Annotated in this window: 13 protein-coding genes; 10 read left to right on the plus strand and 3 right to left on the minus strand. The window is 65.6% G+C overall.

The features are described from left to right. The first annotated feature begins 147 nt into the window (after positions 1-147). The 4 genes from IPK66_04070 to IPK66_04085 all read left to right on the plus strand — a co-directional run bounded on the left by IPK66_04070 (position 148) and on the right by IPK66_04085 (position 5,039). Positions 148-2,025, plus strand: a complete 1,878-nt coding sequence (locus IPK66_04070) for a 2-oxoacid:acceptor oxidoreductase subunit alpha (GenBank protein ID MBK8174473.1) — start codon at positions 148-150, stop codon at positions 2,023-2,025. Between the two features lie 18 nt (positions 2,026-2,043). After that, positions 2,044-3,072 (plus strand): 2-oxoacid:ferredoxin oxidoreductase subunit beta, encoded by a 1,029-nt coding sequence (locus IPK66_04075; protein MBK8174474.1) that lies wholly within the window; start codon positions 2,044-2,046, stop codon positions 3,070-3,072. A 134-nt stretch (positions 3,073-3,206) separates the two neighbouring features. Next, a complete protein-coding gene (locus tag IPK66_04080) occupies positions 3,207-4,577 on the plus strand; it encodes an FAD-dependent oxidoreductase (GenBank protein MBK8174475.1) in 1,371 nt (456 codons plus the stop codon). 42 nt (positions 4,578-4,619) lie between these two features. Then, on the plus strand, positions 4,620-5,039 hold the full coding sequence (locus IPK66_04085; protein MBK8174476.1) for a rhodanese-like domain-containing protein: 420 nt from the start codon (positions 4,620-4,622) through the stop codon (positions 5,037-5,039). A gap of 18 nt (positions 5,040-5,057) precedes the next feature. Here the strand turns inward: IPK66_04085 and metZ are convergent, their stop codons facing one another. Further along, on the minus strand, positions 5,058-6,263 hold the full coding sequence (gene metZ, locus IPK66_04090) for an O-succinylhomoserine sulfhydrylase (GenBank protein ID MBK8174477.1): 1,206 nt from the start codon (positions 6,261-6,263) through the stop codon (positions 5,058-5,060). A 206-nt stretch (positions 6,264-6,469) separates the two neighbouring features. Here metZ and tldD point away from each other — a divergent pair, with 206 nt between their 5' ends. Further along, entirely contained in the window at positions 6,470-7,903 is a 1,434-nt protein-coding gene (gene tldD, locus IPK66_04095; GenBank protein ID MBK8174478.1) for a metalloprotease TldD, read from the plus strand. A 108-nt stretch (positions 7,904-8,011) separates the two neighbouring features. On the opposite strand, the gene IPK66_04100 is transcribed toward tldD, so the two are convergent. Next, positions 8,012-8,596: a DJ-1/PfpI family protein gene (locus tag IPK66_04100; protein ID MBK8174479.1), complete on the minus strand. Its 585-nt coding sequence runs from the start codon at positions 8,594-8,596 to the stop codon at positions 8,012-8,014. Between the two features lie 193 nt (positions 8,597-8,789). Between IPK66_04100 and IPK66_04105 the strand changes: the two genes are divergently transcribed. The 3 genes from IPK66_04105 to IPK66_04115 all read left to right on the plus strand — a co-directional run bounded on the left by IPK66_04105 (position 8,790) and on the right by IPK66_04115 (position 10,653). After that, a complete protein-coding gene (locus tag IPK66_04105) occupies positions 8,790-9,092 on the plus strand; it encodes a hypothetical protein (GenBank protein MBK8174480.1) in 303 nt (100 codons plus the stop codon). A gap of 173 nt (positions 9,093-9,265) precedes the next feature. Next, the gene (locus tag IPK66_04110) at positions 9,266-10,006 is read left to right on the plus strand and encodes a MipA/OmpV family protein (protein MBK8174481.1); all 741 of its coding nucleotides are present in this window, start codon (positions 9,266-9,268) and stop codon (positions 10,004-10,006) included. Between the two features lie 206 nt (positions 10,007-10,212). After that, positions 10,213-10,653: a VOC family protein gene (locus IPK66_04115; GenBank protein MBK8174482.1), complete on the plus strand. Its 441-nt coding sequence runs from the start codon at positions 10,213-10,215 to the stop codon at positions 10,651-10,653. Between the two features lie 66 nt (positions 10,654-10,719). Here the strand turns inward: IPK66_04115 and rnd are convergent, their stop codons facing one another. Next, positions 10,720-11,886, minus strand: a complete 1,167-nt coding sequence (gene rnd / locus IPK66_04120; protein ID MBK8174483.1) for a ribonuclease D — start codon at positions 11,884-11,886, stop codon at positions 10,720-10,722. Between the two features lie 180 nt (positions 11,887-12,066). Here rnd and aspS point away from each other — a divergent pair, with 180 nt between their 5' ends. Beyond that, positions 12,067-13,908: an aspartate--tRNA ligase gene (gene aspS, locus IPK66_04125; GenBank protein ID MBK8174484.1), complete on the plus strand. Its 1,842-nt coding sequence runs from the start codon at positions 12,067-12,069 to the stop codon at positions 13,906-13,908. A 152-nt stretch (positions 13,909-14,060) separates the two neighbouring features. Further along, positions 14,061-14,522, plus strand: coding sequence for a hypothetical protein (locus tag IPK66_04130; protein ID MBK8174485.1), 462 nt, complete (start codon positions 14,061-14,063; stop codon positions 14,520-14,522). Positions 14,523-14,552: the final 30 nt, after the last annotated feature.

The following is a 14,552-nucleotide window of genomic DNA, read 5'->3' on the forward strand; positions in this document are numbered from 1 at the left end:
GCAGGTTGCGCACTGCAACGAAGAAACATTATCTGTCTTCGGGAACAGGTAGCCTGGCCGACGAACAGATACAACCCCGGGTCCCTGTGAGACGCGTTCGAACGGGCCTTGCGAACGTCTGCCTCAAGGGCGATGAACGACATCTTGATGAGAACCAGCACCCTTCCGACACCCGAGGCGTCCCTCTCGGACGCTCGCCAGCCGCTCGAGTCCGTCGTTGTCCGCTTCGCCGGTGACTCCGGCGACGGGATTCAATTAACGGGTAACCGCTTTGCCGCGGTCACCGCTCTTGCCGGCAACGACCTAACCACGTTCCCCGATTTTCCAGCGGAGATCAGGGCGCCCGTCGGCACCACCTATGGCGTGTCCGCGTTCCAGATCAATTTCGGCGCCCGCGCGGTCAAGACCTCGGGCGACGCGCCGGATGTCCTCGTGGCGCTCAATCCGGCGGCGCTGAAGGTCGAATTAGGGCGATTGAAACCGGGCGGCATCGTCATCGTCGATTCCGGCGCATTCAACGAGCGGAGCCTGCGTAAGGCCGGCTATGCCGCCGATCCGCTGAACGATGGCTCGCTCGCGTCCTACCGCCTCATCGCCATCGACATCTCGAAGATGACCCTGGAGACGGTCAAACCGCTCGGCGTCTCGCAGCACGACGCGCTGCGCTGCAAGAACATCTGGACCCTCGGTCTGGTCTACTGGATGTTCGGGCGTGACCGCAAACCGACGGCGGACTGGCTGAAGAAGCGGTTCGCCGATTCGCCGCTCATCGCCTCCGGAAACATCGCCGCGCTCGATGCCGGCCACGCCTTCGGCGAGACCGCCGAGCTGAGCGGAGATATTCCCGGCTACTCGGTCGCGCCGGCGTCTCTTGATCCCGGTCTCTACCGGACGATCACCGGCGGCGAGGCGCTCGCCTGGGGTCTCGTCGCCGGCGCGCATCTCGCCGGCCTCAAGCTGTTCTTCGCCTCGTACCCGATCACTCCGGCCTCTCCGCTGTTGCATGCGTTGACCAGCTTGCGCCGCCTGGGCGTATCCACCTTCCAGGCCGAGGATGAGATCGCTGCCGTTTGCGCCGCGATCGGCGCTTCCTACGCCGGTGCCATGGGCGTGACCTCGAGTTCGGGGCCGGGATTGGCGCTGAAGGGCGAGGCGCTCGGGCTCGCCGTCGCCGCCGAGCTGCCGCTGGTTGTCGTCAATACCCAGCGCGCCGGCCCGTCGACCGGCCTGCCGACCAAAACCGAGCAGTCCGACCTCATGCAGGCGCTGTTTGGCCGTCACGGCGAGAGCCCGCTGGCCGTGCTTGCCGCCAGCGGTTCGTCCGACTGCTTCGAAACGGCGATCGAGGCCGTGCGCATTGCCACCCGCTACATGATCCCGGTGATCGTCCTCTCGGACGGCTATATCGCCAACGCCGCCCAGCCGTGGCGCGTGCCGGACATCACCGCGCTGTCGCCGTTCCCGGTGGAGTTCCGCACCGATCCCAAGGGCTTCGCGCCCTATGCGCGCGATGCCGCGACGCTCGCCCGTCCGTGGGCGATCCCCGGCACGCCTGGCCTCGAGCACCGCATCGGCGGACTGGAGAAGGATCAACTCACCGGCGCCATCTCCTACGATCCGGCCAACCACCAGCAGATGAGTGATACCCGGGCGGAAAAGCTCGATCGCATCGCGCTCGACATTCCGCTGCAGACGGTCGAGACCGGTCGCGGCGAGGGCCGACTTGCCGTCGTCGGCTGGGGATCGACCCATGGGCCGATCAGCCGCGCCGTTGTCTCACTCGTCGAGCGCGGCTACGACGTCGCGCACATTCACCTGCGCCATCTCTCGCCGCTGCCGCCTAACCTCGGCGAGCTGCTGCGCCGCTACGAGACGGTGCTCGTGCCCGAGATGAACAAGGGCCAGCTTGTGCAGCTCTTGCGCGCCCAGTATCTCGTGCCGGCGGAAGGGCTCAACAAGATATCGGGCCAGCCGTTCAAGATTGCCGAGATCGAAGCGGCAATCCTCGCCCGGTTGGGTTCCTGAGATTTCCGGAGGTTAGAGATGAACGTCGTCTCCCCCATCAAGCCTCGCACCGCCAAGGACTTCGCAACCGACCAGGAGGTGCGCTGGTGCCCCGGTTGCGGGGATTACGCTATCCTCAAGGCGGTGCAGAAGATGCTCGCCGATGTCGACGCCGATCCCGCGGCGACCGTGTTCGTCTCGGGCATCGGCTGCTCGTCGCGTTTTCCCTACTACATGGCGACCTACGGGTTTCATACGATTCACGGCCGCGCGCCGACGGTCGCTACCGGCGTCAAGCTGGTCAATCCCGAGCTTGACGTGTGGGTGGTCACCGGCGACGGCGATGCGCTATCCATCGGCGGCAACCATCTGCTACACGTGCTCCGGCGCAACGTCGATTTGCAGATTCTGTTGTTCAACAACGAGATCTACGGCCTGACCAAGGGTCAGTACTCGCCGACGTCGCGAACAGGCACGCGCTCGCCGACGTCGCCTACGGGCTCGGTTGAGCGGCCGGTCTCGCCCATCGGCTTCGCGCTGGGGGCGGGCGGCCGCTTCGTTGCCCGCTCGATCGATACGATGCAAAAGCACCTTGTCGACGTGTTGAAGCAGGCTCGCGCCCATCGTGGCGCCTCGTTCGTCGAGATCTTCCAGAACTGCATCGTCTACAACGACGCGGTGTTCGCCGGCTTCACCGAGCGTGACGTCGCCGATGCCAACCAGATCCTGCTGCAGGACGGCAAGCCGATGATCTTCGGCGCCAAGGGCTCACGCGGCCTGCGGCTTGTCCCCGGCAAGCTGGAGATCGAGGCGGTGACCATCGGCGAGAATGGGGTGAGCGTGGCTGACCTGCTCGTCCACGACGCCACGAACCGCCCACTGGCGGGCCTGCTGGCGGCGATGCAGCCGCCGGCGCTGCCGATGGCCCTCGGCGTGCTGTACTGCGATCCGGCGATGGCGCTGGGCTCGGCGGTCCACGCGGGGCTGGGCGAGCGCCAAGCGCCGCCGTCGGCGGACGAGCTCAACGCGCTCTTGCGCCGTGGCGATACGTGGACGGTTTCCGCCTGAGGGCCAGGGGTGCGTTGCCGCAGCCATCGTCGGTTGCGTGCCCGCCTGCAACCGTTCCGCTTTTATGGACCCTGGTTCCACGAGCGCGGCGGCGAGCGTCGCGGAAGTGGTTGCGGGGGCGGGGAGCCGGCTGAATGACGCTGTCGGTCGCCATCATCGGCGCGGGTCCTGCCGGGTTTTATGCCGCCGAGTCGCTGCTGGACGTACCGGGTGTTCGCATCGATATCATCGAGCGATTGCCGACGCCCTTCGGCTTGATCCGCGCCGGGGTGGCGCCGGATCACCAAAGCACCAAGCAAGTGGTGCGGCGCTTCGAGCAGACGGCCCTGCAGGACATCGTCCATTTCTACGGCAATGTCGAGATCGGACGGGCGGTTGATCTGGACGAGCTTCGCGGGTTCTATGATGCTGTTGTCCTTGCTGTCGGCGCCGGTCTCGATCGGCCGCTCGACGTTCCAGGCGAGCGGCTCGACGGCGTCTACGGCTCGGCGTCCTTCGTCGGCTGGTACAACGGCCATCCGGACTTTCGCGACCTCGCCCCGCGACTGGGTCCTGGTCCGGCGGTCGTCATCGGCAACGGCAACGTCGCCCTTGATGTCGCCCGCGTCCTGGTCAAGTCCGAAGTGGAGATGGCGACGTCCGACCTTCCCGACTTTGCGCGCGAGGCGATTCGCGCCGGGGGCATCGCCGATGTCTTCATCGTCGGCCGACGTGGCGCGGCGGACGCGAAGTTCACCCGCACCGAACTGCGCGAGATCGGCGCGCTTGAAGCGTGCGATCCAATCATCGATCCTGATGATATTCCCGCCCCCGCGGTCAATCCGGTCGATCGCGATGGGCGGCTGCGCGAAAAAACGCTGGCGGTGCTGCGCGGACTGGCGGTGCTGCGCACCGTTAAGCCGAAGCGGCTGCATTTCCGCTTCCATCGCGCGCCGGTGGCGATCGAGGGCGACGATGCCGGAGCTGTGCGCGCCGTCCAATTCGCCGGCACGCAGATGAAAGACGGGCGCATCGTTGCCACGGACATGATCGAACGCATCGCCTGCAGCTTTGTCGTGGCTGCGATCGGCTACCGCACCGGGCCGATCGCCGGCATTCCCTTCGATGCCGATCGCGGCCTGTTTCCCAGCGATGACGGTCGGATAGCGCCGGGGGTTTATGCGGTCGGCTGGGCAAAGCGCGGTCCGACCGGCGTGATTGGCAGCAACCGGCCAGACGGCACAACGTGCGCGGAGCAGATCGCCGCCGACGCACCCGTGCTGGCGAGTCGGGGTCTCAAGCCCGGACGGGCCGCATTCGAGGCGTGCATGCGCGCGCGTGGTGTGCGCACCATCACCTTCGACGACTGGCGGAAGATCGATGCGGCGGAAATCGCTGGCGCCGATCAACTGGCGCCGCGCCGAAAATTCACCAGCCTCGGCGAGATGCTCGCGGTGCTGGCCGAAAGCGGCAAACCGATCTGCGGGCCGGTGCCGCGCGCCGTGCGGTCTGATGGCGATTGCTGAGACCACGTAACCGATAAGACGGACAGGAAAGGGAAGAGAGCGATGACGGACTATGCCGGCGACGTGGCGCCTTCGAAGGCGTGGGAGGTGCTGTCTGGCGATCCGGACGCAGTGCTTGTCGACGTTCGCACGCCGGCCGAGTGGAACTATGTTGGCGTGCCCGATCTCGGTCGTGCCGGTAAAAAGCCACTCTTCCTGCCGTGGCTGTTGTTTCCCTCGATGGAGGTTAACCCTCACTTTGTCGAGCATCTGGAGAAGTCGGGCCTGCCGCTGGAGGCGCCGATCCTGTTTTTATGCCGTTCGGGCGCGCGCTCGAAGTCGGCGGCGATCGCGATGACGGCGCGCGGCTTTCAGCGCTGCTACAACATCACGTCCGGCTTCGAGGGTGATCCCGACCAAGCCCGCCACCGCGGTACGGTCAACGGTTGGAAGGTCGAGGGCCTGCCCTGGGTTCAGGGCTGACGGACGGCGCAGCTTCGGTCAACGCGCAGCGGCGAGCCCCTGATCGAAGTCCTCGATCAGATCTTCCACATCCTCGATGCCGATCGACAGGCGGACGGTGTTGTCGGCGATGTCGAGTTCGGCGCGCTGCTCGACAGTAAGACGCTGGTGCGTCGTCGTCGCCGGGTGCGTCGCCAGCGTCTTGGTATCGCCAAGGTTATTGGAGATGTCGACGATCTGCAGCGCGTTGAGGAAGCGGTAGGCGTTGTCCCGACCGCCGGGGATATCGAGAGTAACCAGACTGCCGCCATCCTTCATCTGTCGCGCCGCCAGCGTGTGCTGCGGGTGGCTGGGCAGCGACGGGTGGAGCACCCGGCTGAGATCGCCGCGCGCGGCGAGATGCTGGGCGATTGTCCGGGCGTTGGCGCAGTGCCGCTGCATGCGCAGATCAAGCGTCTCTAGCCCTTTGAGCAGCAGCCAGGCATTGAACGGGCTCAGCGATGGCCCGGTGTGACGATGAAAGGGAACGAGAAAGGTCTCGAAGTAATCGGCGTCGTTGGTCAGGATGGCGCCACCGAGCGAGCGGCCCTGACCGTCGATGTGCTTGGTTGCCGAATAGACGACGATGTCGGCGCCGAGGTCGAGCGGCTTTTGCAGGATCGGCGAGGCGAAGACGTTATCGACGACCACCTTCGCGCCGGCGGCGTGGGCAAGTTCGCACACGGCGGCAAGGTCGATGATCTCGAGCATCGGATTGGACGGGGTTTCGAGAAACACGCAGGTTGCCGGACGGGCAAGGGCGCGTTGCCATTGCCCGAGGTCGCGGCCGTCGACGAGTTCGGTCTCGATACCGAAGCCGGGCAATACCTCGCAGGCGATGTATTGGCAGGAGCCGAACAACGCGCGCGAGGCGACGAGCCGGTCACCGGCGCGCATCTGGCAGGCGAGTGCGGTGAACACCGCGGCCATGCCGGTCGCCGTCGCCTTGCACAAGGACGCGCCTTCGAGCAGCGCCAGGCGCTGTTCGAACATCTGCACCGTGGGGTTGGCGAACCGGGAGTAGACGAAGCGATCCCGCTCACCCTTGAACGCCGCTTCTGCTTCTTCCGCTGAAGCATAGACGAACCCAGACGTCATGAAGATCGCCTCGCTGGTCTCGTCATAGCCGGAGCGGCGCGCGCCGCCGCGGACCAGCCGCGTCGCCGGCCGCCATGCCTTCTCGTCGGAAAGACGTTTTGTCGCCATCACCTGCACCCGTCAAAGTTGGCGCCGGATACCGGTGGACCGCATTGTGGTCAAGCGCTAAATGCTCGGACGACCGCGATGGCAGTCGTGTGCCCTCGACGGACGCGCAATGCGCCACCATCTAAAAGCGGACCCTCGCCCTGCGCGATTACTCGCCGCCAGCGGTGCAGACTGCCGATGAATTTCACCGATGGGCCGACTTTGACATGACATCGATCGCTGAAACCGACGACCTTTTTTTCAATCGCCTGGGCCTTGATCGCGCACGCCTCGATACGCTGATCGGCGATGCCCTGGTGCATGCCGACGACGGCGAACTGTTTCTCGAGTATCGCCAGTCGGAAGGACTGGTGCTCGATGACGGCAAGGTCAAGAGCGCGAGCTTCGATACCACCCATGGGTTCGGATTGCGCGCGGTTGCGGGCGAGGTGACCGGCTATGCCCACGGCTGCGATCTCGGCGAAGACGCGATCCGCCGCGCGGGCGAGGCGGTTGCCAGCGTGTGCGCTGGCGCTGGAGGTACCCTCGCGGTTTCACCGGCGCAAACGAACCAGCGGCTTTACACGCCGGACAATCCGCTCGCTGGCATGCCGTTCGAAGCAAAGACGACGCTGTTGACCGAGATCGACGCTTATGCCCGCGCCAGCGATTCCCGCGTCCGCCAAGTCGTGGCCTCGCTTGCGGGAGAATGGCAGGCGGTCCAGGTCATTCGCCCAGGCGGCGAGCGCGCCGCCGATATCCGTCCGCTCGTGCGCCTGAACGTTACCGTCGTCGTCGAGCACAACGGTCGCAAGGAGACGGGAAGCCATGGCACCGGCGGGCGCGTGACCTATGAGCGCTGGTTCGAGCCGGCGGCGTGGAAGGGAGCGGTCGACGAGGCGCTGCGCCAAGCACGGGTCAATCTTGACTCCGAACCGGCGCCGGCGGGCGAGATGACGGTCGTGCTTGGCCCCGGCTGGCCCGGCATTCTCCTGCACGAAGCCATCGGCCACGGGCTCGAAGGCGACTTCAATCGCAAGAAGACCTCGGCTTTTGCCGGGCTCGTCGGTCAGCGGGTGGCGGCGCCCGGGGTCACGGTCGTCGACGACGGGACGATCGCCGATCGGCGCGGCTCGCTCACCATCGACGACGAGGGCACGCCGAGCCAGTGCACGACACTGATCGAGGACGGCATCCTCGTCGGTTTCATGCAGGACCGGATGAACGCCCGGCTGATGGGCGGGCGGTCGACCGGCAACGGCCGGCGGCAGAGCTTCGCGCACCGGCCGATGCCGCGGATGACCAACACCTACATGCTCGCCGGAACCCATTCGCCGGACGAAATTTTGCGCTCGGTCAGGACCGGCCTTTACGCGGTGGCGTTCGGCGGCGGCCAGGTCGATATCACCTCGGGCAAGTTCGTCTTCACTTGCACCGAGGCCTATCGCATCGAGGACGGCAAAGTGGGGGCGCCGGTAAAGGGTGCAACCCTGATCGGCAACGGTCCGGACGTGCTCACCCGCGTCGGCATGGTCGGCAATGATCTCGAACTCGATGCCGGCATCGGCACCTGCGGCAAGGACGGCCAGGGCGTGCCGGTCGGCGTCGGCCAGCCGACCCTGCGCATCGACAACCTGACCGTCGGCGGCACGGCCCTTTAGGGCGAATTTATCGATCCCCGGCGTGCGCTTTGCCGGGTGCTTTGCCGGGGCGCCTTATCCGGGCTTCTCGTCCGGGTGCGCGTGGCCAGGGGGCCGACCGCCAATGGGTTACGCGACGCGGACGGGCGTGCGCTCGAGCAGGGTGACGAACTGGGCGAGCCACTTCGGATGCGCCGGCCACGCCGGGGCGGTGACGAGATTGTCGTCGGTCACCGCGTCGTCGATTGCGATCTCGCAGAACTGGCCGCCGGCGAGGGTCACCTCTGGAGCGCAGGCCGGATAGGCGGAGACACGCCGGCCGGTGATCACGCCCGCGGCCGCCAGGATCTGGGCGCCGTGACAGACCGCGGCGATGGGTTTTTTCTCGTAGTTGAAGTGGCGGACGATGCTGAGCACCCGCTCATTGACCCTGAGGTACTCGGGCGCGCGGCCGCCGGGAATGACCAACGCGTCATACTTCGTCTCGTCGATGGCATCGAAGCTGGCGTTGAGTGGAAAATTGTGGCCCGGCTTCTCGGTATAAGTCTGGTCGCCTTCGAAGTCGTGAATGGCGGTGCGCACCTTCTCTCCCGCCACCTTGCCGGGGCAGACGGCGTGCACGGTATGACCCAGCATGAGCAGGGCCTGGTACGGAACCATTGTCTCGTAATCCTCGGCAAAATCGCCAACCAGCATCAAGATCCGCTTCGCCATCGAGCGCTTCCTTCTTTGTCCCTGGCTTTGTCCCCAACATGCGGGCGACTGCCACCATCCGCCGTAGTCTAGAACGTTGCTGGCATCGATGCAGCCGACAATCCCCTCCGCCGATCCTCCGCCGCAGAGACGTAGCAGGCCGATGCGGCCAGCGATTGCCGAGGCCGCGCGACGGCGATATAAGAACCGCATCATGCTGCGCTCAACGCTACCCGTTCTGCTGATCGCCACTGTCGCCACCGGCGGATGCGCCGAAGCGGTCCAGGGATCGCGCGTCGTCACCTACACGCCGGACCGCTTCTACGTGCGCTATGTGCCTTGGCGCAATTCGACGTCGGACATCGAGCACCAGGCCGGAGAGATCTGCCAGGCGGAAGGCAAGCAGGCGACCTTGGAAAGCGCCCAACAATTCACGTGGCTCGACACGAAATATGCAACCTTCAAGTGTACGAGCGTGGCCACCGAGGCGCCCGGCGCTGCGCCTGCGCCGGGATAAAGCCCGGGCGTTGCCGAACTGCCACCGGCGGAGGAAATCGGCTTGCAAACAGCCGCCGTGCATGGATCTTTCGGGCCAGAAACGCTATCTTTTACGGAGTGAGGGCGGGGTGCGGGGGCCTCTTGTCTGAACGAGTTTTCCGTCCGCCAAAATTCGTCTGATCGGGAACGCGTATGAAGCGTTGGTTGAAATTCGGTGCCGCGGCTTTGGCGAGCTTGCTCGCCGTTCCGTTCGCGTGGGCCGAATCTCCCGCGGACGCGCCGGTGCTGGACGGTCCTGTCATTGGGCGAACCACCGAGCAGTCGCTGCTGCCGTCACCCGCCACGGGTCAGCGTGGTACACAGGTGCGGACCAACGTCCTCTCCAGTCAGTCGTTTCAGGCCGGTCCATCGATCGACGTGGTGCCGAACGTCGCGCACCCCGAAGTGCCGTTGGTCGCCCGGCGTAAGGACGAGGCCGGACCGGTCGAACTCGGCGGCTTCGTCGACTACCTGTTTCACGATGGGACAAGCGGTAAGCCGTCGTCCTCGCTCGGCGTCGATTTGCAGGTCGGCGCCGACGCGCAGTCAAGCGATGGCGGTTGGATGGTCCAGCCTGGCATCGACTACACACAGCCCCTGGCGCCGTCCTGGCAGTTCAGTACCCGCTTGTTCTCGACCTATGCGACCGAGGGGTACGGCGCGTCGCAACTCGGTGTCGATCATTCGCTGGCCGTGCGCTCCGGCGGAAGCGAGGACACCGGTCTGCAGGATATCGGGCTTGGTCTCGGGCTCGGCTATTCCATTTCCGAGAAGTGGAACATTCAGACTCAGGCCCGCTACCAGCGGGTGCTGGGTTCGAGCGAATTTGATGGTCAGAAGGAATCCTCGCCGCACCAGTTCTTCGGTGGGGTTATGGTCGACTACAAGTTCTAGCCGCTCGATCAACAGTCCGTCCGCTCGTGACGTCGCATCTTTCTCCATCCGTGTCTCGGTGTGACCCGTTCGCACGGGCGCGGTTCCGCGCCTTGCTTGCTCCCTTGCCAACCCGGTTGGGCGCTTCCATCTCCATCGCATCTCGGCACGCGCCATCTGCACGGGGCACAGCAGCGCGCACCGCACCAGCACGCGGGAATACGTCAATGAAATACCTGCACACCATGGTCCGGGTCGGCGATCTTGAGCGGAGCCTCGCCTTTTACTGTGGCAAGCTCGGCCTGCGCGAAATCCGCCGGATGGAGAATGAAAAAGGCCGCTTCACCCTTGTCTTCCTCGCCGCGCCGCAAGATGAAGCGCGCGCCCGCAGCGAAGCGGCGCCGGTCCTGGAACTGACATATAATTGGGATGAAAGCGAATACACCGGCGGTCGCAACTTCGGCCATCTCGCCTTTCGCGTCGAGAACATCTATGAGACCTGCGCGCGGCTGATGAAAGATGGCGTCGTCATCAACCGACCGCCGCGCGACGGCAATATGGCGTTCGTCCGCTCGCCCGACGGCATCTCGATCGAGCTGTTGCAGGACGGAGCCCCGATGCCGACCGCCGAGCCGTGGGCGAGCATGCCCAACACCGGCACATGGTAGAATCCCGCTGATCCCCGCTCCGCCAGTGATGGCGGCAGCCATTGTCCTTGCGGCGCGCGCGGTTATTTATGTTCGCTCGCCGGTCGGTGTTAGCACGAGCTTCCTGCCGCGGACGACCAGCGCCATGGAACCGGAGCGGACTTCGAGGGCGGCTTCGCCGAAAACGTGCCGGCGCCAGCCGGTCAAGGCCGGGACGCCGGCGTCCTCGCCGTGGGCGGCGATGAGTTCGACTTCTTCGGAGGAAGCGACCATGCGCAGCGCGACGTCGGCTTCGTCACACTTCATCTTCAAGACCACCTTCAAAAGATCGGCGACGGCGGCGACGCCGCGCGGCACTTCGCGCCGGAGGTCGGTTTCCGGGCACTCTTCCTCCGGAACGGCGCGTCCGCGGGCAACGGCGGCGAGCACCTCGGCGCCGGTGGCGCTCTCGGCAAATTTGCGGGCGAGGCCGCGGGTGCGGGCCAGCTCGTCGACCGTCTTCGGCGTATGGTGGGCGATCTCCAGCAACGCTTCGTCGCGCACGACCCAGGCGCGCGGAACGTCCCGCGCTTGCGCCTCGCGCTCCCGCCAGGCGGCGAGTTCGCGAAGCACCGCCAGCACCCGTCCGTTACCGCTGCGGCTCTTCACCCGGCGAAACGCGTGCAGCGGATCGATGGCGTAGGTCGCCGGGCTGGTCAGCGCCGCCATCTCCTCGGCGACCCAGTCGGCGCGACCTGTCGATTGCAGGCGGGCGGCGAGCTTGCGGTAGACCGGGACGAGGTGGACGACGTCAGCGATGGCATATTCGATCTGCCGCGGCGACAGCGGCCGCAACGACCAATCGGTAAAGCGCGAGCTCTTATCGATGCGCGCCTTGGCCAGCTTGCTCACCAGCGTTTCGTACGAGACCTGATCGCCGAAGCCGCAGACCATCGCCGCGACCTGGGTATCGAATACCGGTTGCGGCAGCGAGCCGCCCATCAGCTTGTGAAAAATCTCGAGGTCCTGGCGTGCGGCATGGAACACCTTGAGCGGGGCCGGTTGTTGCATCAGGGCGAACAGCGGCGATAGGTCCATGCCGTCGGCAAGGGGGTCGATCGCCGCCGCCTCATCCGGCCCCGCAACCTGCACGAGGCAGAGCTTCGGCCAATAGGTTCGCTCGCGCATGAATTCGGTGTCGACGGCGATCAGATCGGCGCCCGCGAGTCGATCGCAAAACGCCGCGAGTTCAGCGGCTTCGGTAATCAAAGTCATTTCGCCAAGCTATACCGCCCGCGCCTACCAAGCAAAGCCTCCGCGCACGTGACCGCCACATGGTTGCCGTAGTTTCGCCGCTGCACCCGCAGCTTGACAAGCAAGGCGGGTGTATGCGCTCTACCGATGGCGCGCCCGCGCGATTTCCCTTGCCAGGACCGGCCCGAAGGTACACTCCCCATGCATCCTTATCGAACGCACACCTGCGGCGCCTTGCGTGTCGATCATGCCGGCACCGGCGTTCGCCTTTCCGGCTGGGTTCACCGCAAACGTGACCACGGGAATCTGCTGTTCATCGATCTGCGCGACCACTATGGAATTACCCAGTGCGTGATCGATTCCGCGCATCCTGCCTTCGACGCAGCGACCGCCGTGCGCTTCGAGAGCGTCGTGACCATCGACGGGCACGTCGTGCGGCGAACGTCAGAAACGGTGAATCCAACGCTGGCGACCGGCGAGATCGAGGTGGCTATCAGCGAATTTCGCGTCGAATCGCCGGCGGAGATGCTACCGATGCAGGTTGCCGCCGATACCGACTACGGCGAGGACGTCCGCCTGCGCTATCGCTTCCTCGACCTGCGCCGCGAGCGCCTGCACGCCAACATCGTCCTGCGCTCCGAGGTGATCGCGTCGCTGCGCCGGCGGATGATCGAAAGCGGCTTTCTCGAGTTCCAAACGCCCATTCTGACTGCCTCCTCACCCGAGGGCGCGCGCGATTACCTCGTGCCGTCGCGCAACCACCCGGGCAAGTTCTACGCCCTGCCGCAGGCGCCGCAGCAGTTCAAACAACTGCTCATGGCCTCGGGGTTCGATCGCTACTTCCAGATCGCGCCGTGCTTCCGTGACGAGGATGCGCGCGCCGACCGTTCGCCAGGCGAGTTTTATCAGCTCGACTTCGAGATGGCCTTCGCCACCCAGGACGACGTCTTCGCCGCGATCGAGCCGGTGCTGGCAGGCGTGTTCGCCGAGTTCGCCGGCGGGCGGGCGGTGAGCCCGCCGCCCTTCGTGCGCATCCCATTCGAGGAGAGCCTTCTGCGCTACGGCTCGGACAAGCCCGACCTGCGCAACCCCCTGATCATCGCCGATGTGACCGCGGCGTTCGCCGGCGGCGGCTTCGGCCTGTTCGCCAAGCTGGTGGCGCAGGGCAGCGTCGTTCGTGCGATTCCGGCACCGGGAGCAGCCGGCCGGCCGCGTGCATTTTTTGACAAGCTCAACGACTGGGCGCGCGACGAGGGCATGGGTGGTCTCGGCTACGTCGTTTTTGAGAGCAGTGGCGCCAAGGGGCCGATCGCCAAAAACCTCGAGGCTGACCGCGTCGAACAGGCACGCCTAGCCGCCGGCGCGCAGGCCGGAGATGCCGTCTTTTTCGTCTGCCAGAGCAAGGCGAAGGCGGAGAAATTCGCCGGCATGGCCCGTGAGCGACTGTGCGACCTTCTCGAACTTCGCGAGAAGGAGGCCTTCCGCTTCTGCTGGATCGTCGACTTTCCGATGTATGAGCGGAATGAGGAGACGGGCGAGATCGAGTTCAGCCACAATCCGTTCTCGATGCCGCAAGGCGGTCTCGAGGCGCTCGAGACGCGCGATCCGCTGACGATCAACGCCTATCAATACGACATCGTCTGCAATGGCGTCGAGCTGTCGTCCGGCGCTATCCGGAACCACCGCCCGGACATCATGCTCAAGGCCTTCGCTATCGCCGGCTACGGCGAGGACGAGGTGCGCAGGCGCTTCGGTGGGATGCTGCACGCCTTTCAGTTCGGAGCCCCGCCGCATGGCGGCTCGGCGCCGGGAATCGATCGCATCGTCATGTTGCTGGCCAATGAGCCGAACATCCGCGAGGTCATCGCCTTTCCGATGAACCAGCGGGCGGAAGACCTGCTGATGGGCGCGCCCGCCGAGGTCGAGGCCCGCCGCCTGCGCGAGTTGCACATCCGCCTCGATTTGCCCAAGCCGAAGCCTGGAGCCGCGAGCGCAGAGCCGGTAACGCCGCCGTCAAAGCCATCGGCACCCGCCGAGGGCTAGGTCGGTGCCGTATCGCTGCCTTAACGATCGGGTGATCTGGCGTTAAGGGCCGCGACGGCATGCGTTATGCTTGCGTGTGCACAGCGCTAGCCACGGCCGGCGATGAGGCAGGCCGATGGCGGCGTTTGCGGTACAAGACGGGGTCGGGAACCATGGTTGAAGTCATCTTTTATGCCAAGCCGGGATGCCAGGGGAATGCGCGCCAGATGCGCGTGCTGCAGGCCGCTGGCCACGACGTCGTGGTGCGCGATCTCCTTTCCGAGCCCTGGACGGCAGAGCAGCTCGGCGGCTTTTTTGGCGATACGGCTGTGGCCGATTGGTTCAATCGCTCAGCGGTTCGCGTCAAGAGCGGAGAGGTCGTGCCGGAAGGGCTGTCCGCCGATGCCGCGATGGCGTTGCTGCTGGAAGACCCCGCCTTGATTCGCCGGCCGCTGATGATCGCCGAGGGAGAACGGCGCGCCGGTTGGGAGCCGGAGCGCATCGCCGAATGGATCGGCCTCAATTCATCGATGTCGCCTGGCAAGGAAGCCTGTATTGCGAAGCCGGCCAAACGGACGCGTGCGGACTCGGTTTCCGACGCGAGCGGGTGCCGCGCGACCCATACGGGCGAATGAGTCGCTGCTAGCGGCCCACTATGGGCAGTG

The sequence above is a fragment of the Rhodospirillales bacterium genome (genome assembly GCA_016712595.1).
GTDB lineage: Bacteria > Pseudomonadota > Alphaproteobacteria > Rhodospirillales > Defluviicoccaceae > Defluviicoccus.